Below are 22,624 nucleotides of genomic sequence, written 5' to 3'. Positions count from 1 at the left end.
CATATATTTTCCGCCTAAGCGCAGAACACCAATTTATTGAGCGAGCGGCTGCCACTTGTTTCTTCTCCCCACCGGGGAGAAAGTGGCCGGAAGGGTCGGATGAGGGGGAAACCTCCTCAGTATTTCACAGGCCTAGCTCCCCTCATCCCGCTGCCGCGACTTTCTCCCCGCGGGGAGAAGAAACAGGCGGCAATGCCGTAACTCCCAACATCACATTCCCACCCCAAGCCCAGTACAGGAGGCTCCCATGGACCGTTTCATCATTTTTTCCGGCTGCTCCGGCGGCGGCAAGTCCACCCTGCTTGCCGAGCTTGCCCGGCGCGGTTTTGCAACCGTCGAGGAACCGGGCCGCCGTATCGTCATCGAGGAGGTCAGCAATGATGGCGCCGCCCTGCCCTGGATCGACATCGAAGCCTTTGCCCGCCGGGCGATCGCCATCGCGCTCGAAGACCGGCAAAAAGCGCCGGCGGAAGGCCTCGTCTTTTTCGACCGTGGTCTGATCGACGCCGCCTCAGCCCTGCACCATGTCAGCGGTGACGGCTTCATCGATACACTACGTCAAACGCACCGCTATAACCGGCTGGTTTTCCTCACCCCACCGTGGCCGGAGATTTACCGGGGCGACAGCGAGCGCAAGCACGGTTTGGATGCGGCGGTTGAGGAATATGAACGCCTGCTGCGTGATTATGCGCGGTTGAACTATGAGACGATTGTGCTGCCGAAAGCCCCGGTTTCGGAGCGCGCCGATATGGTATTGGAGAGGGTGGCGGCGAAAGTGGGCTGAAGGCGTATCTCGAGTGACTTTTGCTTGCCAACACAACCCACACTCGACGTCATCCTCGGGATCGACCCGAGGATCCATTCCTCGCGCGGCGGTGGATCCTCGGGTCAAGCCCGAGGATGACAAAACCATAAAGGTGTCAGCAGGTCACTTGACCCTAAAAAACAAAAAAAGCCCGGCATCGCTGCCGGGCTTCGATAGGCAATTATCCAGTAAGACTCACGTCCCCTGCTGGAAGTAGCTGTACTTGCCGTCCGGGCCCTTCTTCCACTCGTACATGACGTAACCGGGAAGCTTCGGATCGCCCTTCTCGTCGAAGGAGATGTCGCCGAGCGCTGTCGGGAACGTGCCCTTCTTCAGAGCTTCGGCAACCTTTTCCGGCTCCAGGGAAGCGGCGGCCTTTGCGGCACCGGCGATCGCCTGCAGCGCAGCATAGGAGTAGAGCGTGTAAGCTTCCGGGTTGAAGCCCGCAGCCTTGAACTTCTCTACCAGTTCCTTGTTTTCCGGGCGGAGCGTCGGATCAGGGCCGAAGGTGTTCAGCGTGCCTTCGACGGCGTCGCCGGCGATGGAAGCGAGTTCGTTCGAAACGATGCCGTCACCGGAGATGAGCTTTGCCTTCAGGCCCTGATCGGCCGCCTGGCGGATGATCAGACCGGCTTCGGTGTGCAGGCCACCCCAGTAGATAACGGAAACGCCGGCTTCCTTCATCTTGGAGATCAGCGCGGAGAAGTCCTTGTCGCCGACATTGACGCCTTCATACATGGCTTCCGTCAGGCCGGCTGCATTGGCTGCCTTCTTGGTTTCATCGGCAAGGCCCTGACCATAGGGGGTCTTGTCGTGAATGACGGCGATCTTGGCGTCCTTGTAGTGGTCAGCCAGATACTTGCCGGCAATGCCGCCCTGCTGGTCGTCACGACCGCAGGTGCGGAAAGTGTTCCACAGGCCACGCTCGGTGAAAACCGGGTTGGTTGCGGCAGGTGTGATTTCGAGAATGCCGTTTTCGGCATAAACTTCGGAGGCCGGAATGGAAACGCCGGAGTTGAAGTGGCCGATGACGAATTTGACGCCATCCGCAACGAACTTGTTGGCAACCGAGATACCCTGCTTGGGGTCGGATACGTCATCGCCCAGCACGATCTTGATCTGCTCGCCGTTGATGCCGCCGGCAGCATTGATATCCTTCGCAGCCTGTTCAGCACCCTTCTGAAGCTGAGCGCCAAATGCGGCGTTCGGGCCGGTCAGCGGGCCGCCGACAGCGATCACGATATCGGCCCAGGCCGAACCGCTGAAGGCGACCATGGCGGTCAGCGCAACGGCGGAAAGAAGAGACTTCTTCATTATTATACTCCCAGTTCCTTTGGATGGGTTGATTACGAGGACCTGTTCGGTACCCACCTTAACCGAACAGGAAACGTTCCACTCACACGAGTATCGTGCAGCCGAAGAAATCCGGCTGTCAATCTTTCTTTTTATAGGAGAATGCCGACGTACGATCGTAAAGCCAATAGTAGTTATTGACCATCTGGCTTGTCCGGCGCATGCGGAAACCGATGCTGGAAAAAGCCAGAAGAAGAACGACGTCAAACACGTAGTAGAAGCCGTTGATGAACGGCCCGTTGAAAAGCGCGAAATGCAGAAACCGCATCACGAGCCCCAAAGCCAGCGTGTAAATCACCACACGTGGAAAATCGCCCCAGCCATCGGCCACGGATTTACCCGTGCGCCACGCCGTCCAGAAACCAAGAAGAACAACCAGTGCGCGCAGAACATAACGCACGCCGCTATCGGTCTCGAATAAAAGGCCCTGCATCTCTTTCCCCATCAGCGCCGGGATGCAAATGTCCGGCCCTGCCTTGTTTGTCGTCCCGCCGTTTTTCCGGCAGGCATTTTATTGTTTGCGACCGGCAGTTTCCCCTTCGAAAATTGCCGGCCCCGGTTCGTTATCTTGCGCCGCAAAATTTCCGGCGCAAGTAAAATCTTTCAGTGACGGCCGCCTTCGAGATAGGCAGCGCGCACCTGCGGGTCGGCAAGCAATTCCCTGCCCGAACCGCTCATCGTCACCTTGCCGTTGACCATCACATAGGCGCGGTCGGAAAGCTTCAGCGCGGCAAAGGCGTTCTGCTCCACGAGGAAGACGGTCAGTCCCTCTTCCTGGTTGAGCTTCTTGATCGCCTCGAAGATGCCCTTGACGATCAGCGGGGCAAGGCCCAGCGACGGTTCGTCGAGAAGCAGCAGCTTCGGCCGTGCCATCAGCGCGCGGCCGATAGAGAGCATCTGCTGCTCGCCGCCGGAAAGCGTGCCGCCACGCTGGCTCTGGCGTTCCTTGAGCCGCGGGAACATGGTGAAGATCTTCTCGACGTCCTCTTTGAAATATTTGAGGTTGTCGAGATTGGCGCCCATCTGCAGGTTTTCCAGCACCGTCATGCGCGGGAAAATCCGGCGGCCTTCGGGCGACTGGGCAATGCGCTTGCGGGCAATGAGGTGCGTCGGCAGGCGGGTAATGTCCTCGCCGTCGAAAGTCACCTGGCCCACCCGCGCCTGCGGGCTGCCGCAGATGGTCATCATCAGCGTCGACTTGCCGGCGCCATTGGCGCCGATCAGGCTGACGATCTCGCCTTTGTTGACCTCGACATCGACACCGGCCAATGCCCGGATGTTACCGTAATAGGTTTCGACGCCCTGTACTTTGAGAAGCGGTTCACCGGACATCAGGCCGCTCCTCCGTCGAGTTCTTCCGCAATCACGTCTTCCACTTCATCATCCTCGACACCCAGATAGGCGGCGATGACCTTCGGGTCGTTCTTCACATGGTCCGGCGAACCGTCGGAAATCTTCTGACCGTATTCGAGAACCACGACGTGATCGGAGATCTGCATCACCACCGACATGTCGTGCTCGATCAGGAGCAGCGACGTGCCTTCGTCGCGGATACCGCGCAGCAGCGCATTGAGCGCCAGCGATTCCTTCGGATTGAGACCGGCCGCCGGTTCGTCGAGGCACAGGAGTTCCGGCCCCGTGCACATGGCGCGGGCGATTTCCAGACGGCGCTGGGCGCCATAGGGCAGATCGCCGGCCGGGTCATCGGCGCGGTCGGTGAGGTCAGCCTTGTCCAGCCAGTATTTGGCTTTCTCGATCGAACTGCCGACCGCCTTTTTGTAGGCGGGCAGGCCGAGAAGGCCGAGAATGGTGTAGCCCGATGCCTTCATCAGCGCATTGTGCTGCGCCACCAGCAGGTTTTCCAGAACCGTCAGGCCCGAAAACAGGCGGATGTTCTGGAAGGTACGCGCCACCTTGGCCTTCTTGGTGATTTCGAAATCCGGCAGGCGCTCCAGAAGATGCGCCTCGCCATTCTGCCGACGCATGGTGATCATGCCCATCGTCGGCTTGTAGAAGCCGGTGATGCAGTTGAAAACCGTGGTCTTTCCGGCACCGTTCGGGCCGATCAGTGCGGTGATCTCGCCACGCTTCGCCTCGAAGGAGAAGTCGTTGATGGCCATCAGACCGCCGAACCGCATCGAGAGATGTTCGACCTTGAGGATCGTATCGCCAGTTACATTGGGTGTCATGTTCGTCATTCCGGAAGCCATCAACCGTGACCTTCCTTGGTAAAGCTGCCCGAGACGGCCTTGCGTTCTTTAAGGAAGGCCGTGGGTTCACGTGAGCCGACAAAGCCGCGCGGCTTGAACAGCATGACGATGACCATGGCGAGACCGAACAGCAGCATGCGGTAGAGTTCCGGCGTGAAGTCTGGCCCGAAGACATGCTTCAGGAATTCCATCTCGCGCAGAAGCTCCGTACCGCCGACCATGACGAGGGCGGCGATGGCGATGCCGGTCAGCGAACCCATGCCGCCGAGAACGACGATGGCGAGGATGACGGCTGATTCCAGGAAGACGAAGCTTTCCGGCGAGACGAAACCCTGGCGGGCGGCGAAGAACGAACCGGCGAAACCGCCGAACATCGCACCCGTCGCAAAGGCGGTGAGCTTGGTGATGACGGTATCGATGCCGAGCGAACGGCAGGCGATCTCATCCTCACGCAGCGCTTCCCACGCCCGGCCGATCGGCATGCGGCGCAGCTTGATCGTGACGTAAGCCGTGAGCATGCACAGGAACAGGATCACGTAGAACAGGAAGATCTTGTAGTAGGCGGACGACATCGTCAGGCCGAAGGCCTTGGCGAAATTGTTCGACGCGCCGACATCGAAGGACCAGATGCCGAAGACCGAAGCCTTGGCGATGCCCGAAATACCGAAGGTGCCCTTGGTCACATCAGTCCAGTTCAAGAGCACGAGACGGATGATTTCACCGAAGGCAAGCGTGACGATCGCCAGATAGTCGCCGCGAAGTCTGAGCACCGGGAAGCCGAGGATGATGCCCCAGAAGCCCGCAAGGATGCCGGCAACCGGCAGAAGCACCCAGAAGGACAGGCCGAAATGGCTGGATAACAGCGCGTAGGAATAGGCGCCGACCGCGTAGAAGGCCACGTAACCGAGATCGAGCAGACCAGCGAGACCGACGACGATGTTGAGGCCCCAGGCCAGCATCACGTAGATCAGGATCTGGATGCCGAAATTGTCGACGAACTTCAGGGAGCCCTGAAAGCCGAACAGCTGAACGGCAATGACTGGATAGAGCAGCAGCAGAAGCAGCGCCAGCTTCAGGAAGTGCTTGTGGAAAAAGCCCTTTTCCTCGGAAATTTCCAGAATGCCGGTTTTTGCCTTGGCAAGCCGGCGGCGGTCCAGAGACGGCCTGATGAAACCGACCACGAGGAAGCGGCCAATGGCGGCGATGCCGACGAAGATCGACAGAAGCCCCCAGCGGGTGCCCCAGATGAGCTGGTTGTTGATATCCTGATAGGTGACGATGCCGACGTAAAGAATGAACATGCCGAGCGAGACCAGGCCCGCAATGATGCCTTCCTTCACGGCCGTCGCCATCAGGTTCGGGCTGGAAGCGCCGTTTTCGGAAGCGATATGGCTCATGGGATCACACCTTCTCGACTTCCGGACGACCGAGAATACCGGTCGGCTTGAAGATCAGCACGAAAGCCAGGATGCCAAATGCCGCGACGTCCTTGTAGGCGATGGAGAAATAGGCAGACCACAGCGACTCGATGAGGCCGATCAGGAGGCCGCCGAGAACGGCGCCCGGAAGCGAACCGATACCGCCCAGAACGGCTGCGGTGAAGGCCTTGACGCCCGGAACGAAGCCATCATTGAAAGACGCCACGCCGTAATACATCAGATACATCGTACCGGCCACGGCAGCGAGTGCGGCACCCATGATGAAGGTGATCGAGATCGTCTTGTCGACATCAACACCCAGAAGCGCCGCCATCTTGCGGTCCTGTTCGGTGGCGCGCTGCGCCCGGCCGAGCGGGGTCTTGTTGACGATGTACCAGAAAGCGAAAAGCAGCACCGACGTCACCGCCATGATGATGAACTGCTTGAGCGAGACGGTGATGGAGCCGAAATGGTAGCTTTCCGTCACCATGGACGGGATCGGCTTGTTGCGCGGACCCTGCGTCACCTGAATGAAGTTGGACAGCGCGATCGACATGCCGATGGCGGTGATCAGCGGCGCAAGGCGGAACGAGCCTCTGAGCGGGCGGTAGGCCACGCGCTCGATCACCCAGTTCCACAGGCCGGTCATCAGCATGGCGACGACCATCATCAAAAGCAGAAGAAGCGCCACCGGAATGCCGGCAAAAAACGATGTTGCGATCAGAAAAACGATCAGCGCGGCAAAACCGCCAAGCATGAAAATATCGCCGTGGGCGAAGTTGATCATGCCGATGATGCCGTAGACCATCGTATAGCCAATTGCGATGAGGCCGTAGATCGATCCAAGAGTCAGCCCGTTGATGAGCTGCTGGATAAAATACTCCATGTCTTTCCCCTGGGCATGACCTCTAATGAGCCACGCCTCGTTTATGTTAATTATAGGGGGAACCTTTTCGGTAGCTCCCCACCTGCAAAATCCATATCGTGTTCGTTAAAAATGTGAAGTCAAAAACGGGCGATCCTGCACAAAATATGGAATTTCCACACTCACTGCCCTTTTCCCGGTCAGAATAGCCATGATTTTGGCAGGAAGTGCTGAAAAAATGGCGTCCGAATACTTATTTTAGCATTGTCTGACGCATTGTTTGACGGGCGACGGGCAAAAGAGTAGCGAAATTCAGGATCGAAGGATCCACGGCACGAAATGGCAACGGCAAAGAGATGATCGACATATTGACGAAAGCGGCGCTGGACGCCGGGCAGGTGATCATGGCGGTCCATCGCGCCGGGCCGCACGTATCCTACAAGGATGACTGCTCGCCGGTGACCGAGGCCGACCAGCGGGCAGAGACGATCATTCTGCAGGCGCTGGCTGCCCATTTTCCCGAAATTCCGGTCATTGCCGAAGAAGCTGTCTCGAACGGCATCCTGCCGGAGACGGGCAAGGAATTTTTCTGGTCGATCCGCTTGATGGAACCAAGGAATTCATTTCCGGCAAGGACGACTTCACCGTCAACATCGCCCTGATCAGGAACGGCGTTCCGGTTGCAGGCGTGGTTTACGCCCCCTGCCGCGGGCAGGCCTGGACCGGCAAGGACAACAGCGCCGAAAAGCTCGCCATATCAGGCGAAGGCGCGATCCTTGCACGCCACCCCATCCGCGCACGCCAGCGCGGCGCCTCCCCCGTGGCGCTGATCAGCCGCTCGCACTGCACCGCGAAAACCGAAGCCTTCGTGGCCGAACACGGGTTGAAAGACTGTATTTCCGTCGGTTCCTCGCTGAAATTCTGCCTGCTGGCGGAAGGCGCAGCCGATATCTACCCCCGCTTCAGCCGCACCATGATGTGGGATACGGCAGCCGGCGACGCCGTGCTGCGCGCCGCCGGCGGCAGAACGCTGGATTGCGAGGGTCGGCTGCTTGCCTATGAGGTGAGAGGCGACGGTGAAGATGCCCTCGCCAACCCGGATTTCATCGCCGAGGGTGCGATGGCCGCGACGGTGGAAATCGCGACATAAGCCTGCGAGGAGACCGCTAGACCTCCTTCGGTGATCAGGCGTTTTTAGGCGTTCGCTTCGGTGTCTGCGGCTTACCCCCTCTGCCCTGCCGGGCATCTCCCCCACAGGTGGGGAGATCGACTCGTGGCAAGGTCTCGCAGATCTCGATGTTTGAGAATGAAGCGACGGTAAAGCCGCTTGCCGATCTCCACCCTTGTGGGGGAGATGCCCGGCAGGGCAGAGGGGGTGAAGCCGCATACGCCGAGCCCCAAAATCAGTTCCTCCATATCGATCATACCGGCGTTGAACCGGTATCTCGGAAAATAATCTCTTCCCCGCGCATCCCCGTCCTGTCCCGCCGCATCACAATCGACGGCAACGACACACCGAGCGCGGAAGAGACATCATGACGGAACAGACGGCGAGACTTCGGCTTCCCTATATCCTGCCCTCGCAGGCGCAGAAACACGTCACCCACAATGAGGCGCTGCAACGGCTGGATGCGATCGTCCAGCTGGTCATCAAGGACGTGGTCGCCGCACCGCCCGACAATGCGCCGGAGGGAGACTGCTTCCTGTTGTCCGTGGATGCCGCTGGTGACTGGGCCGGCAAGGGCGGAAAGCTCGCTTTCCGCCAGGATGGCGCTTGGCTCTCGATAGTGCCGCAACCCGGCTGGACGGCATGGTTTGCCGCGGAGGGAAAACATCGTGTCCTGCGCGATGGCGCATGGCGGGACATGCAGTTGCCTGCCACAGGCACGCTTGAAAGGCTCGGCATCGGTACGGAGGCTGACGCCACCAACCGCCTGGCGCTTGCCGCCCCCGCCAGCCTCTTTACTCACACAGAGGAGGACGGCAGCCACCGCATGACGGTCAACAAGGCGGCGAAGGCCGACACCGCCTCGCTGCTGTTCCAGTCCGGCTGGAGTGGCCGGGCGGAAATGGGCCTTGCCGGCAATGACGGCTTTTCCATCAAGACCAGCGCTGACGGCACCTCCTGGCACACGGCGCTTTTGTGCAGCGGCGACGGCAGGGTTACGATGCCGAACCGGCCCGTGGTTCTCGCAGGCCTGCCGGCGGGCACGACAAGGCCAGCTAGTGGTTCAGCGGCGGGTTTCTCCCTGCTCTTCATCGATGAGGGCGGCTTTGTTCTCGGCGACGCGGTTGGCACCGGCGGCGGAAGGGAACTCGTCGTTCCCGTGAAAGGCCTCTATCTGGCCATCCTGTCGCTGGCCGTGGTGTCCTCCTCCGGCCACCGGGTATCGCTGTCAGTCAACGGTGCGGTGGGCGGCCAGAGCGTGGCCGGCAACGCCTCCAATGCCGGTACCTCGCAGTCGGCTACCTTTATCCTCCTCCTCGATACCGGCGACCGCCTGCGGCTGCAGCATGAAGGAACGGCGGAATTCACCCAGGGCAGCGGGAAAACGTGCCTTTCGCTTGCGGCGCTGTGAGGAAAACAACCGATGGACGATAAAAAATGCGATTTTTGGAAAAATTTTTTCCCGGCAAAATAAGGCGACTCGAACAAATCGGGCGAAACCGTTCAAATTCTTAATAAATTGTCACGAGCTGCTTAGTCAATTTTTAAAGGTACCGGGCTAGAATTCCCGTCATATGGTCTTGAGTTTGTATAGAGTGTCCAATGACCGAAATGATACGCCCACGAGTTAAATATGTCATCGGCCCCGATGGCAGCCCACTGACGATTGCGGATCTTCCGCCTTCAAATACCCGTCGCTGGGTTATTCGCCGAAAGGCAGAGGTCGTCGCCGCTGTGCGCGGTGGACTGCTGAGCCTTGAGGAAGCCTGCGAGCGTTATACGCTCACCGTCGAAGAATTCCTGTCCTGGCAGTCTTCGATCACCGATCATGGCCTTGCCGGCCTGCGCACCACGCGCATTCAGCAATATCGCCACTGATATTGCGCTCGCGCGGTAACGCGCCACAGCCGAATTCTTAAAACGCCCCGCCGGAACATCGACGGGGCTTTTGGATTGATTTCGGATTTCTCCCCGCAGAAAATATCCATCCTTCGGCAAACCATTGTCGCCGGTTTGTGTCCACTGCGTTCGCTCTCCCGCTGTTTCAATTCGGGCGCGAGCCGTTACAGTGGAGACAACGAACGCAACATGGAGGCAAAAACGATGGACATCCTCAGCAGCGAAACCGGATCGCACGGCGAATATTCGGCAACCGTCGACGGCCATAAGGCGGAGATGACCTATTCCCGCACCTCCCCGTCCCTGATCATCATCGACCATACCGGCGTGCCCGATGCCCTGCGCGGCAAGGGTGTGGGCCAAGCGCTTGCGGCCCATGCGATCGACGAGGCCCGCAAGGGTGGCTGGAAAATCATCCCGCTCTGCCCGTTCTTCAAGGCCCAGACGCTGCGCCACCCCGAATGGGCGGATGTCATTCAGTAAGCGGGCGTAACATCCGCAGCCCGTCACCCCGGACTTAATCCGGGGTCCAGCGCGATCAAGTCTTTGATCGCAAAAGAGTCTCTCCACGGCGCAGACGCGCCATGGCTGGATGCCGGATCAAGTCCGGCATGACGGCGGAAAGTTTTTCGGACTTTACCGGCAGTTACGCCGCCTTCAACGGCGGTGTTCCCGCATGCATGCTCCTGCGGACCTCCTCGCGGAATTCGCGTGTGTCCTTGGCGCCGTGCACGGCCACGGCATGTTGCACGGCCGCTTCCAGAAGCTCCTCCTGCGAATCCGCGGAGATGGCGATCGTGCATTTGCTGTCGCTCGGGAATTCGCGGCAATCGATATATTGGCGGGCCATTTGTTTTCCTCCCCGCTTTTGGCCACCCGCGTCCGCGCGGGACGCGCGTGGGACAAGCCTCCGGCTCATGGTCGGAACCCCGGTAAATTACGCCTTTCCCCGACCTCCGACAATTAAAAAGGCCACGGATAACTGAAAACCCGGATGCCCCCGGCCCTTGTCGCCCCGCAGGAAATCCTCCCCGGAAAGGGTTCGCGGCCTGCCAAAGCAAAAAGGCCGCCACAAGGGCGGCCTTTCAAAAAAATGCATAGCGTCCCGTCATTGAAAGACGCCTCCTGATCCACCGGCAGCCGTCAATGAGGACGATCATTCGTCTGATCTTGCGCCTTGTTCAGGCGCGGGCGCGGATCGCTCCGTCGCGGTTTTCCAGTGCCGCCGCCTTTTCATATTCGGCCTGCACCTCTTCCAGAGAAGCTTCAGCAGCCTCCTGTTGGGTCTTCAGCTCCCTTATCGAAACCTGAAGATTGTCCGCCCGCTGACGTGCGGCCTTGGCGAAGGTCGGATAAGCAAAATGCGTCGGATCGGTGATCCCCGACTTGCTTTCCTCCAGCGATATCTGATGCACCAGTTCCTTAGCCATCCGTTCAAACTCGGACATCATCTGCTGCAACTGCTGCAATTGCCGGCGTTTTTCGTTGACCTGAAACTCTTTCAGGCGAACCAGGCTGTCACGCGACTTCATACGCAATACTCCATGGATAGCGAGACCCGGATCAAAAAGGCACTATGCCCCCTTAATCGGCCCGTTTAACCCGCCCGTTCAACCGGCCGGGTTAACCCGTTGTGCCGGAATGATTCCCAAAAGTTACCTGACGTTAATAAAAAAACGCCGTCGTTAACCTTTCGTTTACGGGCATCGTTAATGATAAACACGATCATTTAAGGGTCGGTAAATGCCAGGTCCAAAAAAACGGACCCGACGATGTAAGAGTCGATTGAATCACTTAGCGGGATTTCCTCACGCTGAGCTTCAATTTTGGCGATGGTGGATTCACGTGCAAAAACAGCGAAATGCCTACTTTGCTTAATAAATTCGATACACCTTGCCAAAGGCAATTAGAATTTGTTAACCATTTGGTGGCAGCCTGCAAATCAGGCAACGTCTGGATCCGCATCGCGCGAGGCAATGATTTACCAATCTGCGGGCGGCAAAGGGGATAATTATGCGGGTTCTACTTATTGAAGACGACAGCGCGACAGCGCAGAGCATCGAACTGATGCTCAAGTCGGAAAGTTTTAACGTCTACACGACCGACCTCGGCGAGGAAGGCGTGGACCTCGGTAAGCTCTACGATTACGACATTATTCTTCTCGACCTCAACCTGCCCGACATGTCGGGTTACGAGGTCTTGAGAACCTTGCGCCTTTCCAAGGTCAAGACACCGATCCTCATCCTCTCCGGCATGGCCGGCATCGAGGACAAGGTTCGCGGCCTGGGCTTCGGCGCAGACGACTACATGACGAAGCCGTTCCACAAGGACGAGCTTGTTGCCCGCATTCACGCAATTGTCCGCCGTTCCAAGGGCCATGCGCAATCGGTCATCTCCACCGGCGAGTTGATCGTCAATCTCGATGCCAAGACGGTTGAAGTGGGTGGCCAGCGCGTTCACCTGACCGGCAAGGAATATCAGATGCTTGAGCTGCTTTCGCTGCGCAAGGGCACGACGCTGACCAAGGAAATGTTTCTGAACCACCTCTACGGCGGCATGGACGAACCGGAACTGAAGATCATCGACGTTTTCATCTGCAAGCTGCGCAAGAAGCTCGCAAATGCCGCCGGCGGTGCAAACTACATCGAAACCGTCTGGGGCCGCGGCTATGTTCTGCGCGAGCCTGACGGAGCCACGGAATTTCTCGAAACCGCCTGATCCCTTTCAGGGTATGGCAGTTTTTAAAAGACCCGCTGGTGACAGCGGGTTTTTTGTTGCGATTTCATGATTGGATAGCGCCATGGACCATTCTATCCCCACCCTCAGGACCGAACGCCTGATTCTGCGCCCGCAGACCATGGCGGATTTCCCCGCTTATCGGGATTTCATGGTGTCATCCCGCTCCATCGGCGTCGGCGGACCTTACGACCTGCCCTCAACCTGGGGCGTTTTTTGTCACGATCTGGCCAACTGGCACTTTTTCGGCCACGGCGCGCTAATGATCGAACGTGGTGAAACCGGGCAATGCATCGGCCAGGTCGGCATCAATCACGGACCGCTGTTTCCCGAAAAAGAACTGGGCTGGCTGCTTTACGACGGCCATGAAGGACGCGGATATGCTGCGGAAGCCGCCGCTGCACTGCGCGACTGGGCGTTTGAGACCCTGAAATTGCAAACGCTGGTCAGCTATGTCTCACCGCGCAACAGTAAATCCGCAGCGGTTGCGCAGCGCCTCGGCGGCATTCTCGACCCGTCGGCGCCACGCTCCGACCCCGAAGACCTTGCCTATCGGTATTTTCAGCGCAAAGCGGCTTGAAAAATCAGGACGTCGCGCAACGGTTCAGCGAGACGTCCTGAACATCCGTCTTAATGCATTTCCACTTTCAGAAAGCCGATAATCGCCTCTGCGATTTGCCGGTGGATAGCGGCGCGGTCCCTGCCGCCGCCGTCTCGGCAGACAAAACCTTCGCCCGGCGAAAGCTCCTCGACGATTTTTTCGCCGTTCGGCTTGCATATCTGCATGAAGCTGAAGTGGCTGGCATCCGGTATTTCCCGATAAACCGTCGTCGCCTTTGGCAGATGCCGGGCAATATACTCCGAATCAGCCTTGATGGCGGCAATCTCGGTCGTTTCCACACCGGCGGCCAGAACCAGAACCGGTACATCGATACGTTGCAGCGTTTCCGGCAGAAAACCGGCAGCCGGCCCAGCGTCGAGCGCGATTACCGCACGGATGCGAGCGTCCCGCAAATCCATCGAAAGGCGCGGATCGGCCTTGCCGTCGTTAACTATCCCGACCTTGGCCAGCAACCGTGGCGCCTTGCATTGCGGCGGAGCTTTCTCCGCATTGCAGTCCTTTAGAGCGAGATCGGCGCTATAGCGGGCACCAGTCAGCTCCATCGCGGTCCAGCCTCCCAGAGAATGGCCGATGACCGCAATACGCGCCCTGTCGATCTTGCCGGCGAGCTGGTCATTGTCGAGCAGCGCCGTCAGTGTCCTGCTGATGTCGCGCGGACGTTCCCACAATGGCACGATCTCCGTCGCATTCTCTTCGGTGAAAGATCTCGCCCGCATGATCCGGCGCGGCCACGACATAACCCTGCTGAACAAGCTCACCGGCAATCCAGTTCAGATTACGCCAGCTACCGCCAAATCCGTGCGACAGCAGCACCAGAGGGCGGGAGCCGGCGAGAAAAGACGCTGCGGGTTGAACCTCGAGACCATAAAAGGCCGCGTTTTCACCCACCATCTCGCTTTTTCCAGACGCTGCGGACGGATACCACAATGATACGTTCAGCGGCCGCGCACCCGCATCATCGGGCAATTCAAGCTGCTTGAAACCGATGGCATTTTCCGCCATCGCGGACGCCGCGGTAGAGAGAATGATGATTGCCGCCAGAAGAAAATAGCGCATGTGAAGCTCCAGGGTTGGATATGGGACCAACTCTGGGTTCAAACAGCCACCGCCAGAGACCTCAAACAGGTTTCAGGTCGTCCTGAAACGCGATCAAGACGGCACGGCGGGGATGCGCGGCGCTAGGCCCCCGCCATCCGCTCAAAAAGCCGGATGGGACTGTCCCGAAATGTCGCCTCGCGAAACGGGCGAAAGCCGAAACGGGCTGCGATGGCAAGCGAGGGGATATTGAGCGGATCGATCATGCAGACGGTCCGCTGCGAAATCCCGGTGCCATCGAACCACTTTTTTGCCGCCTCCACCGCCTCGGTCGCGACGCCCTTGCCGTTCAGATCCGCATCGATTTTCCACATCGCCTCGGGTACGCCATCGAAGTCGGCCCCGTTTCCACGGCGCATATGGGCGAACCCCACCTCGCCCACGATACGTCCGGAGCTTGTCTCCTCCACGACGAAGGGACCGAAACCGAAGACAGACCAATGGCCGATAAAGCGCAAAAGGCGGGCGAAAGCGAGTTCCGGGTCCAGCGGCGTAATCGATGTGACCCCTTCGATGGGCCGGACACCCGCGCTCCAGAACGCGCAATAAAGCGCTTCATCCGCGATGGTGTGCGGCCGCAAGACGAGGCGCGCGGTTTTCAGACGTATCATGAACCTCTTCCTCAAAGCAAAAAAGGCCGGCGCGTCGGTAGACGCGGACCCAGCCCTTTCACAAAATCATCTTTGCAATTTAACGATCACTCGGCGACCGTTTTTGCGGTAAACACGATGCGATCGTCATGCACCTTGTATTCCACCGCCATATTGGCCTCCTCTGCCAGGAGCAGCGTGTAATAGGGCTGCACGGAATGGGCGTCGACCGCCTCTTCCAGCCTGCCTTCGTAAATCTCGGCGAATTTGGCCGGAATACGCATCATCTTCCCTTTAACGGTGATTTCGAACCTCGCATCACCCTCCGGGTCTTCCAGCACCACATCCACATTACCGCCGCGCGGGATCGCGCTGTAGGAAACGAGAAAGAGGTTGAGCAAAAGTTTGACACGATTTTTCGCGACGATGGCGCGTGGGCCGTTCCAGCTCACTTCGGCCTTCTTTTCGGCGGCGGCGAAATCCTTGGCGGCTTTTTCAGCCTCGCCGGTATCGATGGAAGCGCCGGCGGAGCCGGAGGCGCCGAAAGCAAGCCGGGCGAACTTCAGCCGCACGGATGCGTTAAGAGCGGACGTGCGGATGAGATCCAGCGCATCGTCATCGGTGCCGCCCTCGTCCAGCAATTCGAGGCCGTTATTGATGGCGCCGACAGGAGAGATCACGTCATGGCACACACGACTGCACAGAAGAGCTGCCAGATCGGGACCGGACAGCGTGATATTGAGTTTGCTCGTCATAAAATTCTCTCCTGCGCAAGGGAGGCGCGGACGGTGTGGAAATTGTTAAGCCATAATGACACCATATTTGGTAAACCGATTGTTAATAGGATGGTTTCAAAATGCCAAATGCCTTAACAGGCCACCCTGGAGCGCCCTGCGTCCGTTCGGACGGATAAAGGATGCTCTGGAACTTTGAATCTGCGCATCGGTCCTGCCGAAAATCGATTCGGATTTTCGGGCTGATGCACCAACGAACAGACGGACGGACATGACGATGCGCCTTACGAAAACCCGCACCATTGCACGCCTCGGACTGGGAAAGATTTTTGCGCTCCTTGCCAGCCTCTTGATGTGGGCCGCACCGGCCTCGGCCCAGAACAGCGATCAATATTCTTTCCAGGAAGTCGTGGATGCAGGCCACGGATTCTTCGGTGAAACCACCGGCGGCCTCGCCAAGGTGGTGGAGCGCGCCTTCCAGCAATACGGTCTTCCGAACGGTTATATTCTGGGGCAGGAAGGCTCCGGCGCTTTCGTTGCGGGCCTCACCTATGGCGAAGGCACGCTTTACACCAAGAATGCCGGCCAGCATCCGGTCTTCTGGCAGGGCCCGTCGCTCGGCCTCGATTATGGCGGCCAGGGCACCCGCGCCATGATGCTGGTCTACAACCTGCCGTCGGTCGATGCGCTTTATCGCCGTTACGGCGGCGTCAGCGGTTCCGCCTTCATCGTCGCCGGCGTCGGCATGACCTATCTCAAGAGCAGCGATGTCACGCTGGCACCCATCCGCACCGGCATCGGCGCGCGCCTCGGCATCAATGTCGGTTATCTGAAGCTCACCCAGCAGCCGACCTGGAACCCCTTCTGATTCGCGAATACGGGGAGGCACCCTTTAGCGCCCTCCCCCGCAATTGCCTTGGTGACACCCCTCCCAACGGTTGCAATAATAGCGTAACGTGCTTTCGCGCCCCTCTTTCCGAATGCGCGCGTATCTGAGTTTCGGAGACTGTCTCGCGTGATTGAATATGCCATTCTTTTCGGATTGGGTTTTCTCACCGCAACCCTGCTGGCCCTGCTGATCGCGCCCGCGATCCATCGCCGCATCGTTGCCTATACGGAAAACCGTCTGCGCGCGACAATGCCCATCAGCCCGCAGGAAGTCCGCGCCCAGAAGGACATGGCGCGCGCCCTTTATGCCGCCGAAAACGCCAAGGTCCGCCAGGAACTGGATACCGAACGGGAAAAAAACACCTCGCTTCGCCTCGCCAACGAGGCCACTTCCAGCGATGCCTATCGCCTCGGCGAACAGAACCGCAGCCTTTTGCTGAAAATCGAGGAGCTGACGCTGGAGATCGGCGAATTGCGCGCCGCGCTCGATACCAGCCAGGAACGTGGCAGCACGATACAGGCAAATCTTCTGGAGCAGGAGAAAGCCGCAAACGAGCGCGCCGCCCAGATGTCGGAAATCACCGCCCGCCTCACCAATCTGACGCGCGAACTGGATGATCTCGAAAATCCTCGCCGCCACCCGCGATCTGGAGGCCGAGCAGGCAAAACAGACTGCCTCGCGTTTCCGCAAGGAGGGCGAGACCGTAACCCGCGAATTGCAGGATGTGGCGGCCCGCAACAAGGAAGCCATGACGGCGGTTGCCCGCGAAAGCCGCAAGGTCACCCGGCTGGAAGAACAGCTCGGCAATGCCATGGCGAAAAATGCCGATCTCGACACCATGCTGACGCTGCGCAATCAGGAGGTCGCCCGCCTGAAAGAACAGCTTGCCGCAACCGGCGGCCGTGCCAACGACATGATCATCCGCCTGCCGAACCCCGCCGTGCCGGTGGAGAAAACCGCAAGCCAGCCGCAACAGGCCGTATCCGTGCCTGAAATCGCACCCGTCGTTGCGGCAGACACTCCACAGGTGGAAACTGCCGAGGCAGCCCCGGCCTCCCCGGTTGCGGAGCAACCGACGGCCCTGCCGCCGGAGGGTCTGGAGCAGGAAATCGAAGATATCCGCAATCAGGGAACGGCACTCACCGAACGCCTGCTGAATGTGCGCGGCACCGGCAACGACGAACCGATCCGCCGCGAAATCGCCCGCATCGCCGCCCAGATGATTGCGCTCACGGCTGTGCAGGAAGGCGACAAATCGCCTATCCCGGGGTTGCTTGCTAAGGCCGCGGCTGCATCCGGTCGGGAAAGCCTGGCGGCGCAGGCGAGTGCGCTGGTGGAGAAGCGGAAGGGTTGATACCTCTACGCCTTTGCGTATGCGGCTTCACCCCCTCTGCCCTGCCGGGCATCTCCCCCACAAGGAGGGAGATTAGCAAGAAGCGCTACCGCCACTTTATTCTCAAATGTCGAGATGGCCGAGACCTCGCCTCAGGTCGATCTCCCTCCTTGTGGGGAGATGCCCGGCAGGGCAGAGGGGGGGGTAAGCGGCATTCGCTAAGGGTAAGCCTCATCCGCAGATCTGTAAGACCTAAACCCGCCCGATCGCCCCCGCCATCTGATAAAGCGCCAACCCGGAAGCCGTCCCCGCATTCAAACTGTCCAGCTGCGGCGATTGCGCGATCCGCGCCGTATGAAAACGCGACAGCACCGATTGCGGCAGCCCCTCGCCTTCCGTGCCGATGACCAGCGCCATGCGTTCGGAACGGGGAATGTCGCGATCTCGGTCTTTCCATTGGGCGAAAGGCTCCAGATGGCAAAACCGGCGGCAGCGAGCCGCTCCAGCATTTCCACCGCACTACCACCGCGATGATAGGGCACCGACAGGACCGAACCGACGGAAACGCGCAACGCCTTGCGATAGAGCGGATCGCAGCAGGTCTCGTCCAGAAACACCGCATCGGCATAAAAGGCCGCGGCGTTGCGGAACATGGCGCCCAGATTATCGTGGTTGGAAATGCCGCAACCCACCAGCACCAGCGACGAGGCCGGAAGCGTGTCCGTCAGCCCGTCCAGCCTATTATCGTGAACCCGGCGGCCGAGCGCCAGAATGCCGCGATGCAGATGAAAACCGACGATACCGTCCAGCACCGGCGCTTCCGCCACATAGACCGGCACATCCGGCGGGAAATCCGCAAGGATATCCGCAACGCCGGAAAGCCGGTTCTTGAGGATGAGAATGCTTTCAGCCGCAAAGGCGCCGCCCGCTTTGTGGGCGGCGGCCAGCATGCGCAGCACGACAGTACCTTCCGCAATGAAGCGGCCCTGCCGGCCGGTGAGGTCACGCTCACGGATGTCGCGAAAGGCGGCGATGCGCGGATCGGCCGGGTCTTCGACCGGGATTAGTCCCCGGCCGTCAAGGAGCGCAGGTGCGCCCGCCGGATCGATACCCTCACTGGGCATCGACCGTCACATCGGCCAGAAACCGGCCGGCCGCGACGTTGAAGACCAGCGCCTTGCGGGTGCCGTTGGCAAGCTTGCCGTAAAACAGCATGTCGCCGGCGGAGTAGCTGACATTTTCGATCACGAAGCCCTGCGGCAGGCTGGCGGTGACGGCCAGCGGTCCATTGCCGGTGGGAACGGCCAGATTTGCCGGTGCGCTCTGCGTCACAACGGTTTTCGATGGCCCTACCGCCTTGTAGACAACCGCGCCGAAGACAGCCATAAGGCTGATGAACATCACGGATCCCGATACGATCTGCAAACGGATCATCTTGCGGCGAACTTTATCCATGGCCGGATCAAGCGGCTTGTCTTCCTGTTCGTCTTGCTCGATCTGCGTCATCGGGTTCCCTGAAATGCTGATTGATCGGAAAAATAAGAATGAACGACCCCTTTAAACAAGGCGGAGACGCAAGGAAAGTCCTGATTGCCGGCGAAGACGCCGAAGGCCGCCTCGATTCCTGGCTGGCGGGCGAAGTTGGCGGCGATCTGTCCCGCAGCCGCCTGAAGGCCCTGATCGAGCAGGGCGCGGTTTTCGTCAACGGCACACCGGTAACCGAACCGAAAAAGAAGGTGCACCCGCAGGACCGCATCGAGATCGTGATGCCGGAGCCGGAAGACCCCGAACCCAAGGGCGAGGATATTCCGCTCGACGTGGAATATGAGGACGAGGACCTGATCGTGCTCATCAAGCCCGCCGGTCTCGTCGTGCATCCGGGTGCCGGCAACTGGACGGGAACGCTGGTCAACGCCCTCATCTATCATTGCGGCGACAGCCTTTCCGGCATTGGCGGCGTGAAACGCCCCGGCATCGTGCACCGGCTGGACAAGGAAACCTCCGGTGTCATGGTCGTGGCGAAAAACGACAATGCCCACCGCCATCTCGCCGCGCAATTTGCCGACCACGGCCGCACCGGCCCGCTGGAACGCGCCTACAAGGCTCTCGTCTGGGGCCGCCCGCGTACGCTGCGCGGCACCATCGACGCCGCACTTGGCCGTGGTGCCGATCGCACCAAACGCGCCGTCAAGCATGAGGACAGGGACGACGCCCGCGAGGCGATCACCCATTACGAGGTGATGGAGCGCTTCCATGAAAGGCCTGACGCATCCTGCCTCGCCTCGATGGTGGAGTGCCGTCTGGAAACCGGCCGCACCCACCAGATCCGCGTGCACATGGCCCATATCGGCCACCCGTTGATCGGCGATCCCGAATATGGCGCGGCGTTCCGCACCAAGGCGAACCTGCTGGAAGAGCCGGCGAGATCCACCGTCAACCGCTTTCCGCGGCAGGCGCTGCATGCCTATCTTCTGGCCTTCGAACACCCCCGCACCGGCGAAGTGATGGAGTTCGAAACCGACATGCCTGAAGACATGGAAGAGCTGATCACCGCCCTGCGTACCTGAAAACGCTGCACGACGCGGCCAAAAAAACCGCGCCGTCTATCTCGCCGGAAGCCCCGGATAATAAAAAAAGATTAGCGGATAGCGATATTCCGCAGATGGTCCTTTTTGTAGACCGCCCCAATTCCGCTTCAATCATCGCACCTCCTCGACGCCCGGAAAGCTTGAAATCGTCACCGCGAATGCCGTGGTCGTACATCGGGCTTGCCGAATGACAGACGCTGCAAGGAACGCCGTTCGACCCGCATACCCCGAACGGAACCGGCATGATGACGGGATCTATCGCGCATGAACACCGATGAACGCCGGTTTATATTTCAGGATTTACGCAGCGTCGAAGGTTACATCGACCCACCCGACGCGCTCGTCTTCAAGGCGCTACTGCAGGCGCAGACAAAAGACGGCCTGGAAGGCGGCATGGCGGAGATCGGTGTCTATTATGGCCGCTCCTATTTTCTGCTGCGCAAATTCGCGCAGCCGCAGGAGAAGGTGCTGGGCGTCGACCTGTTCGAACTCGACCCGCCCTTGGATGGAAGCCTCGACCAATATGACCGCCTGATGGAAAACGGCAGGCGGCTGGGTTTCGAGATGGACAGGGACCTGATCATCAAGGGCGACAGCACCCGGCTCGCTGCTGCCGATATCACCTGCCGGACCGGCCCCGTGCGGTTCTTCAGCATCGATGGCGGCCACCACCTGCATCATGTTCTGGCCGATGCGAAACTGGCGCTGGAGGTGATCGCCCCGCACGGCGTCATCGTCTTCGACGACACTTTCAACCCCGCATGGCCGGAAGTAACGGTGGGTGTCGCCGATTTCCTGCGCACGCATGGCCACAGCCTCGTCTGCTTCGCCATGACCAAATACAAGACCTATGTCTGCCGCCGCGAATTTCACGCCCTCTATGCGGGCGCGATCGCCGCCGGGGACGAGTTGCAGGCACTCGATCATGTCGAAACGCAGTTTCTCGGCTCCAGCGTTGTCCGCCTGCACAACCCCACCCGCAGGCGGGTCATGTATGAGCTGATGGTGCGCTCGGGCCTTGGCGGTTTTTCGGAACGAATCTACCGTTCGAAAGTTAAACAGGTCAAAGAAAGTGTCGCCGGGACATAACGCATGTGTGAACACTGCGTTCGCTTGAAACGCGGCGGGTGCATACATATTTGTTACATGGGTTCGTGCGGGGTCGGTAACGACCCGCCACTAGCGGTGTGCCTTGGGCGAGTAATCGCCAATCCAAAAAGGGTGCCGTTCCAGACCATAGATAAGGGGGTGCTTTATGGCCCGCAATAGTTTGCCTACGATTACCGCCGGCGAAGCCGGTCTCAATAGATATCTCGACGAAATCCGCAAATTCCCGATGCTGGAGCCGCAGGAAGAGTACATGCTTGGCAAGCGTTACGCCGAGCATGGCGACCGCGACGCCGCCCATAAGCTCGTCACCAGCCATCTGCGTCTCGTTGCCAAGATCGCCATGGGTTACCGCGGTTACGGCCTGCCGATCGGCGAAGTCGTTTCCGAAGGCAATGTCGGTCTGATGCAGGCGGTCAAGAAGTTCGATCCCGAACGCGGTTTCCGTCTTGCCACCTACGCCATGTGGTGGATCAAGGCCTCGATCCAGGAATATATCCTGCGCTCGTGGTCACTGGTGAAGATGGGCACGACGGCCAACCAGAAACGCCTGTTCTTCAACCTGCGCCGGCTGAAAGGCCGTATCCAGGCGATTGATGACGGCGATCTGAAGCCGGAACACGTCAAGGAAATCGCCACCAAGCTGCAGGTTTCCGAGGAAGAAGTGATCTCGATGAACCGCCGCCTGCATGGCGACGCATCGCTGAATGCGCCGATCAAGGCATCCGAAGGCGAATCCGGCCAATGGCAGGACTGGCTGGTGGATGACCATGAAAGCCAGGAAGCCGTGCTGATCGAGCAGGACGAGCTGGAAACCCGCCGCCGCATGCTGGCCAAGGCCATGGGCGTGCTGAACGACCGCGAACGCCGCATCTTCGAGGCCCGTCGCCTTGCCGAAGATCCGGTAACGCTGGAAGAACTCTCCTCGGAGTTCGACATCAGCCGCGAACGCGTGCGCCAGATCGAGGTTCGCGCCTTCGAGAAGGTTCAGGAAGCGGTGCAGAAGGAAGCGCTTGAAGCCGCGCGCGCTCTGCGTGTGGTGGATGCGTAAAGGAAAGCCCTCGAGGCAGCCGGGCATCCACAGGACGTGAACGGTATGATCCTCGGGTCAAGCCCGAGGATGACGTCGAGTGAAGAATGACAAGTATATTTAAGCCCGCAGATCGCGAGATCTGCGGGCTTTTCATTTGCAAGACATAAGGAAGAATGAGG

The 22,624-nt window shown here is 59.4% G+C and carries 23 protein-coding genes and 3 pseudogenes; 12 read left to right on the top strand and 14 right to left on the bottom strand.

Features of this window, described 5'->3' with window-relative positions; genetic code table 11:
- Positions 1-247 precede the first annotated feature (247 nt).
- Entirely contained in the window at positions 248-784 is a 537-nt protein-coding gene (locus RBH10_RS10660) for an AAA family ATPase (protein WP_281037237.1), read from the top strand.
- 216 nt (positions 785-1,000) lie between these two features.
- Here RBH10_RS10660 and RBH10_RS10655 read toward each other — a convergent pair whose 3' ends face one another.
- From RBH10_RS10655 to RBH10_RS10630, 6 genes are all read right to left on the bottom strand, one after another.
- Positions 1,001-2,119: a branched-chain amino acid ABC transporter substrate-binding protein gene (locus RBH10_RS10655; RefSeq protein WP_045017684.1), complete on the bottom strand. Its 1,119-nt coding sequence runs from the start codon at positions 2,117-2,119 to the stop codon at positions 1,001-1,003.
- Positions 2,120-2,237: 118 nt separating this feature from the next.
- Positions 2,238-2,591 (bottom strand): DUF6867 family protein, encoded by a 354-nt coding sequence (locus RBH10_RS10650; RefSeq protein ID WP_045017686.1) that lies wholly within the window; start codon positions 2,589-2,591, stop codon positions 2,238-2,240.
- 170 nt (positions 2,592-2,761) lie between these two features.
- On the bottom strand, positions 2,762-3,490 hold the full coding sequence (locus tag RBH10_RS10645) for an ABC transporter ATP-binding protein (protein WP_045017688.1): 729 nt from the start codon (positions 3,488-3,490) through the stop codon (positions 2,762-2,764).
- Positions 3,490-4,368, bottom strand: coding sequence for an ABC transporter ATP-binding protein (locus RBH10_RS10640; protein WP_281037238.1), 879 nt, complete (start codon positions 4,366-4,368; stop codon positions 3,490-3,492). Before RBH10_RS10640 ends, RBH10_RS10645 begins: the two co-directional genes overlap by 1 nt.
- On the bottom strand, positions 4,368-5,720 hold the full coding sequence (livM, locus tag RBH10_RS10635) for a high-affinity branched-chain amino acid ABC transporter permease LivM (RefSeq protein ID WP_370953815.1): 1,353 nt from the start codon (positions 5,718-5,720) through the stop codon (positions 4,368-4,370). Before livM ends, RBH10_RS10640 begins: the two co-directional genes overlap by 1 nt.
- Positions 5,721-5,769: 49 nt before the next feature.
- A complete protein-coding gene (locus RBH10_RS10630) occupies positions 5,770-6,672 on the bottom strand; it encodes a branched-chain amino acid ABC transporter permease (RefSeq protein WP_045017694.1) in 903 nt (300 codons plus the stop codon).
- Positions 6,673-7,007: 335 nt separating this feature from the next.
- On the opposite strand from RBH10_RS10630, the pseudogene cysQ reads away from it, so the two are divergent.
- The 4 genes and pseudogenes from cysQ to RBH10_RS10610 all read left to right on the top strand — a co-directional run bounded on the left by cysQ (position 7,008) and on the right by RBH10_RS10610 (position 10,201).
- Positions 7,008-7,801, top strand: a pseudogene (gene cysQ / locus RBH10_RS10625) (3'(2'),5'-bisphosphate nucleotidase CysQ).
- 385 nt (positions 7,802-8,186) lie between these two features.
- Positions 8,187-9,230 (top strand): DUF2793 domain-containing protein, encoded by a 1,044-nt coding sequence (locus RBH10_RS10620; RefSeq protein WP_281037240.1) that lies wholly within the window; start codon positions 8,187-8,189, stop codon positions 9,228-9,230.
- Between the two features lie 191 nt (positions 9,231-9,421).
- Positions 9,422-9,697: a DUF1153 domain-containing protein gene (locus RBH10_RS10615; RefSeq protein WP_045017700.1), complete on the top strand. Its 276-nt coding sequence runs from the start codon at positions 9,422-9,424 to the stop codon at positions 9,695-9,697.
- A 225-nt stretch (positions 9,698-9,922) separates the two neighbouring features.
- On the top strand, positions 9,923-10,201 hold the full coding sequence (locus tag RBH10_RS10610) for a GNAT family N-acetyltransferase (protein WP_045017945.1): 279 nt from the start codon (positions 9,923-9,925) through the stop codon (positions 10,199-10,201).
- Between the two features lie 163 nt (positions 10,202-10,364).
- Here RBH10_RS10610 and RBH10_RS10605 read toward each other — a convergent pair whose 3' ends face one another.
- Both RBH10_RS10605 and RBH10_RS10600 read right to left on the bottom strand, forming a co-directional pair.
- Entirely contained in the window at positions 10,365-10,568 is a 204-nt protein-coding gene (locus RBH10_RS10605) for a DUF1059 domain-containing protein (protein ID WP_281037241.1), read from the bottom strand.
- Positions 10,569-10,899: 331 nt separating this feature from the next.
- On the bottom strand, positions 10,900-11,250 hold the full coding sequence (locus RBH10_RS10600) for a flagellar export protein FliJ (RefSeq protein ID WP_045017704.1): 351 nt from the start codon (positions 11,248-11,250) through the stop codon (positions 10,900-10,902).
- Between the two features lie 481 nt (positions 11,251-11,731).
- Between RBH10_RS10600 and ctrA the strand changes: the two genes are divergently transcribed.
- Both ctrA and RBH10_RS10590 read left to right on the top strand, forming a co-directional pair.
- Positions 11,732-12,436: a response regulator transcription factor CtrA gene (ctrA, locus tag RBH10_RS10595; RefSeq protein WP_003491823.1), complete on the top strand. Its 705-nt coding sequence runs from the start codon at positions 11,732-11,734 to the stop codon at positions 12,434-12,436.
- Positions 12,437-12,518: 82 nt separating this feature from the next.
- Positions 12,519-13,034, top strand: a complete 516-nt coding sequence (locus RBH10_RS10590; RefSeq protein ID WP_281037242.1) for a GNAT family N-acetyltransferase — start codon at positions 12,519-12,521, stop codon at positions 13,032-13,034.
- A gap of 50 nt (positions 13,035-13,084) precedes the next feature.
- Here RBH10_RS10590 and RBH10_RS10585 read toward each other — a convergent pair.
- From RBH10_RS10585 to chpT, 3 genes and pseudogenes are all read right to left on the bottom strand, one after another.
- Positions 13,085-14,132 (bottom strand): annotated as a pseudogene (locus tag RBH10_RS10585) (alpha/beta hydrolase family protein).
- Between the two features lie 122 nt (positions 14,133-14,254).
- The gene (locus tag RBH10_RS10580; RefSeq protein ID WP_281037244.1) at positions 14,255-14,782 is read right to left on the bottom strand and encodes a GNAT family N-acetyltransferase; all 528 of its coding nucleotides are present in this window, start codon (positions 14,780-14,782) and stop codon (positions 14,255-14,257) included.
- Between the two features lie 86 nt (positions 14,783-14,868).
- Entirely contained in the window at positions 14,869-15,516 is a 648-nt protein-coding gene (chpT, locus tag RBH10_RS10575; protein ID WP_045017712.1) for a histidine phosphotransferase ChpT, read from the bottom strand.
- A 250-nt stretch (positions 15,517-15,766) separates the two neighbouring features.
- On the opposite strand from chpT, the gene RBH10_RS10570 reads away from it, so the two are divergent.
- Complete coding sequence (locus RBH10_RS10570) at positions 15,767-16,363, top strand: DUF1134 domain-containing protein (protein WP_045017714.1); 597 nt, start codon at positions 15,767-15,769, stop codon at positions 16,361-16,363.
- Positions 16,364-16,387: 24 nt separating this feature from the next.
- Here the strand turns inward: RBH10_RS10570 and RBH10_RS10565 are convergent, their stop codons facing one another.
- Positions 16,388-17,023 (bottom strand): hypothetical protein, encoded by a 636-nt coding sequence (locus RBH10_RS10565; RefSeq protein ID WP_306180592.1) that lies wholly within the window; start codon positions 17,021-17,023, stop codon positions 16,388-16,390.
- Between RBH10_RS10565 and RBH10_RS10560 the strand changes: the two genes are divergently transcribed.
- A complete protein-coding gene (locus tag RBH10_RS10560) occupies positions 16,998-17,738 on the top strand; it encodes a hypothetical protein (protein WP_306180591.1) in 741 nt (246 codons plus the stop codon). The genes RBH10_RS10565 and RBH10_RS10560 overlap by 26 nt on opposite strands.
- A gap of 231 nt (positions 17,739-17,969) precedes the next feature.
- On the opposite strand, the pseudogene RBH10_RS10555 reads toward RBH10_RS10560, so the two are convergent.
- Positions 17,970-18,841: pseudogene (locus RBH10_RS10555) on the bottom strand (TrmH family RNA methyltransferase).
- A complete protein-coding gene (locus tag RBH10_RS10550) occupies positions 18,831-19,223 on the bottom strand; it encodes a hypothetical protein (protein WP_281037247.1) in 393 nt (130 codons plus the stop codon). The pseudogene RBH10_RS10555 and the gene RBH10_RS10550 overlap by 11 nt, the downstream one beginning before the upstream one ends.
- 38 nt (positions 19,224-19,261) lie before the next feature.
- Here RBH10_RS10550 and RBH10_RS10545 point away from each other — a divergent pair, with 38 nt between their 5' ends.
- The 3 genes from RBH10_RS10545 to rpoH all read left to right on the top strand — a co-directional run bounded on the left by RBH10_RS10545 (position 19,262) and on the right by rpoH (position 22,463).
- The gene (locus RBH10_RS10545) at positions 19,262-20,284 is read left to right on the top strand and encodes an RluA family pseudouridine synthase (protein WP_281037248.1); all 1,023 of its coding nucleotides are present in this window, start codon (positions 19,262-19,264) and stop codon (positions 20,282-20,284) included.
- A gap of 285 nt (positions 20,285-20,569) precedes the next feature.
- The gene (locus RBH10_RS10540) at positions 20,570-21,394 is read left to right on the top strand and encodes a class I SAM-dependent methyltransferase (RefSeq protein WP_281037249.1); all 825 of its coding nucleotides are present in this window, start codon (positions 20,570-20,572) and stop codon (positions 21,392-21,394) included.
- A 166-nt stretch (positions 21,395-21,560) separates the two neighbouring features.
- On the top strand, positions 21,561-22,463 hold the full coding sequence (gene rpoH / locus RBH10_RS10535; RefSeq protein ID WP_003491840.1) for an RNA polymerase sigma factor RpoH: 903 nt from the start codon (positions 21,561-21,563) through the stop codon (positions 22,461-22,463).
- The last annotated feature ends 161 nt before the right edge of the window (positions 22,464-22,624 follow it).

It is taken from the genome of Rhizobium sp. AN73, assembly GCF_030757975.1.
Classification (GTDB): Bacteria; Pseudomonadota; Alphaproteobacteria; order Rhizobiales; family Rhizobiaceae; genus Agrobacterium; species Agrobacterium arsenijevicii.
The sequence above is the reverse complement of the archived record's forward strand: the minus strand, read 5'-3'. Positions and strand labels throughout refer to the sequence as shown.

Bases quoted from the DNA above. Each gene is read 5' to 3' on its own strand.
- RBH10_RS10660 (WP_281037237.1), top strand. From the start codon at position 248: ATGGACCGTTTCATCATTTTTTCCGGCTGCTCCGGCGGCGGCAAGTCC.
- ctrA (WP_003491823.1), top strand. From the start codon at position 11,732: ATGCGGGTTCTACTTATTGAAGACGACAGCGCGACAGCGCAGAGCATC.
- RBH10_RS10620 (WP_281037240.1), top strand. From the start codon at position 8,187: ATGACGGAACAGACGGCGAGACTTCGGCTTCCCTATATCCTGCCCTCG.
- RBH10_RS10540 (WP_281037249.1), top strand. From the start codon at position 20,570: ATGAACACCGATGAACGCCGGTTTATATTTCAGGATTTACGCAGCGTC.
- RBH10_RS10640 (WP_281037238.1), bottom strand. From the start codon at position 4,368: ATGGCTTCCGGAATGACGAACATGACACCCAATGTAACTGGCGATACG.
- RBH10_RS10650 (WP_045017686.1), bottom strand. From the start codon at position 2,591: ATGCAGGGCCTTTTATTCGAGACCGATAGCGGCGTGCGTTATGTTCTG.
- RBH10_RS10550 (WP_281037247.1), bottom strand. From the start codon at position 19,223: ATGACGCAGATCGAGCAAGACGAACAGGAAGACAAGCCGCTTGATCCG.
- RBH10_RS10645 (WP_045017688.1), bottom strand. From the start codon at position 3,490: ATGTCCGGTGAACCGCTTCTCAAAGTACAGGGCGTCGAAACCTATTAC.
- RBH10_RS10610 (WP_045017945.1), top strand. From the start codon at position 9,923: ATGGACATCCTCAGCAGCGAAACCGGATCGCACGGCGAATATTCGGCA.
- RBH10_RS10605 (WP_281037241.1), bottom strand. From the start codon at position 10,568: ATGGCCCGCCAATATATCGATTGCCGCGAATTCCCGAGCGACAGCAAA.
- livM (WP_370953815.1), bottom strand. From the start codon at position 5,720: ATGGCGACGGCCGTGAAGGAAGGCATCATTGCGGGCCTGGTCTCGCTC.
- RBH10_RS10545 (WP_281037248.1), top strand. From the start codon at position 19,262: ATGAACGACCCCTTTAAACAAGGCGGAGACGCAAGGAAAGTCCTGATT.
- RBH10_RS10630 (WP_045017694.1), bottom strand. From the start codon at position 6,672: ATGGAGTATTTTATCCAGCAGCTCATCAACGGGCTGACTCTTGGATCG.
- RBH10_RS10560 (WP_306180591.1), top strand. From the start codon at position 16,998: ATGATCTCGAAAATCCTCGCCGCCACCCGCGATCTGGAGGCCGAGCAG.
- RBH10_RS10570 (WP_045017714.1), top strand. From the start codon at position 15,767: ATGACGATGCGCCTTACGAAAACCCGCACCATTGCACGCCTCGGACTG.
- RBH10_RS10615 (WP_045017700.1), top strand. From the start codon at position 9,422: ATGACCGAAATGATACGCCCACGAGTTAAATATGTCATCGGCCCCGAT.
- RBH10_RS10655 (WP_045017684.1), bottom strand. From the start codon at position 2,119: ATGAAGAAGTCTCTTCTTTCCGCCGTTGCGCTGACCGCCATGGTCGCC.
- RBH10_RS10580 (WP_281037244.1), bottom strand. From the start codon at position 14,782: ATGATACGTCTGAAAACCGCGCGCCTCGTCTTGCGGCCGCACACCATC.
- RBH10_RS10590 (WP_281037242.1), top strand. From the start codon at position 12,519: ATGGACCATTCTATCCCCACCCTCAGGACCGAACGCCTGATTCTGCGC.
- chpT (WP_045017712.1), bottom strand. From the start codon at position 15,516: ATGACGAGCAAACTCAATATCACGCTGTCCGGTCCCGATCTGGCAGCT.
- rpoH (WP_003491840.1), top strand. From the start codon at position 21,561: ATGGCCCGCAATAGTTTGCCTACGATTACCGCCGGCGAAGCCGGTCTC.
- RBH10_RS10600 (WP_045017704.1), bottom strand. From the start codon at position 11,250: ATGAAGTCGCGTGACAGCCTGGTTCGCCTGAAAGAGTTTCAGGTCAAC.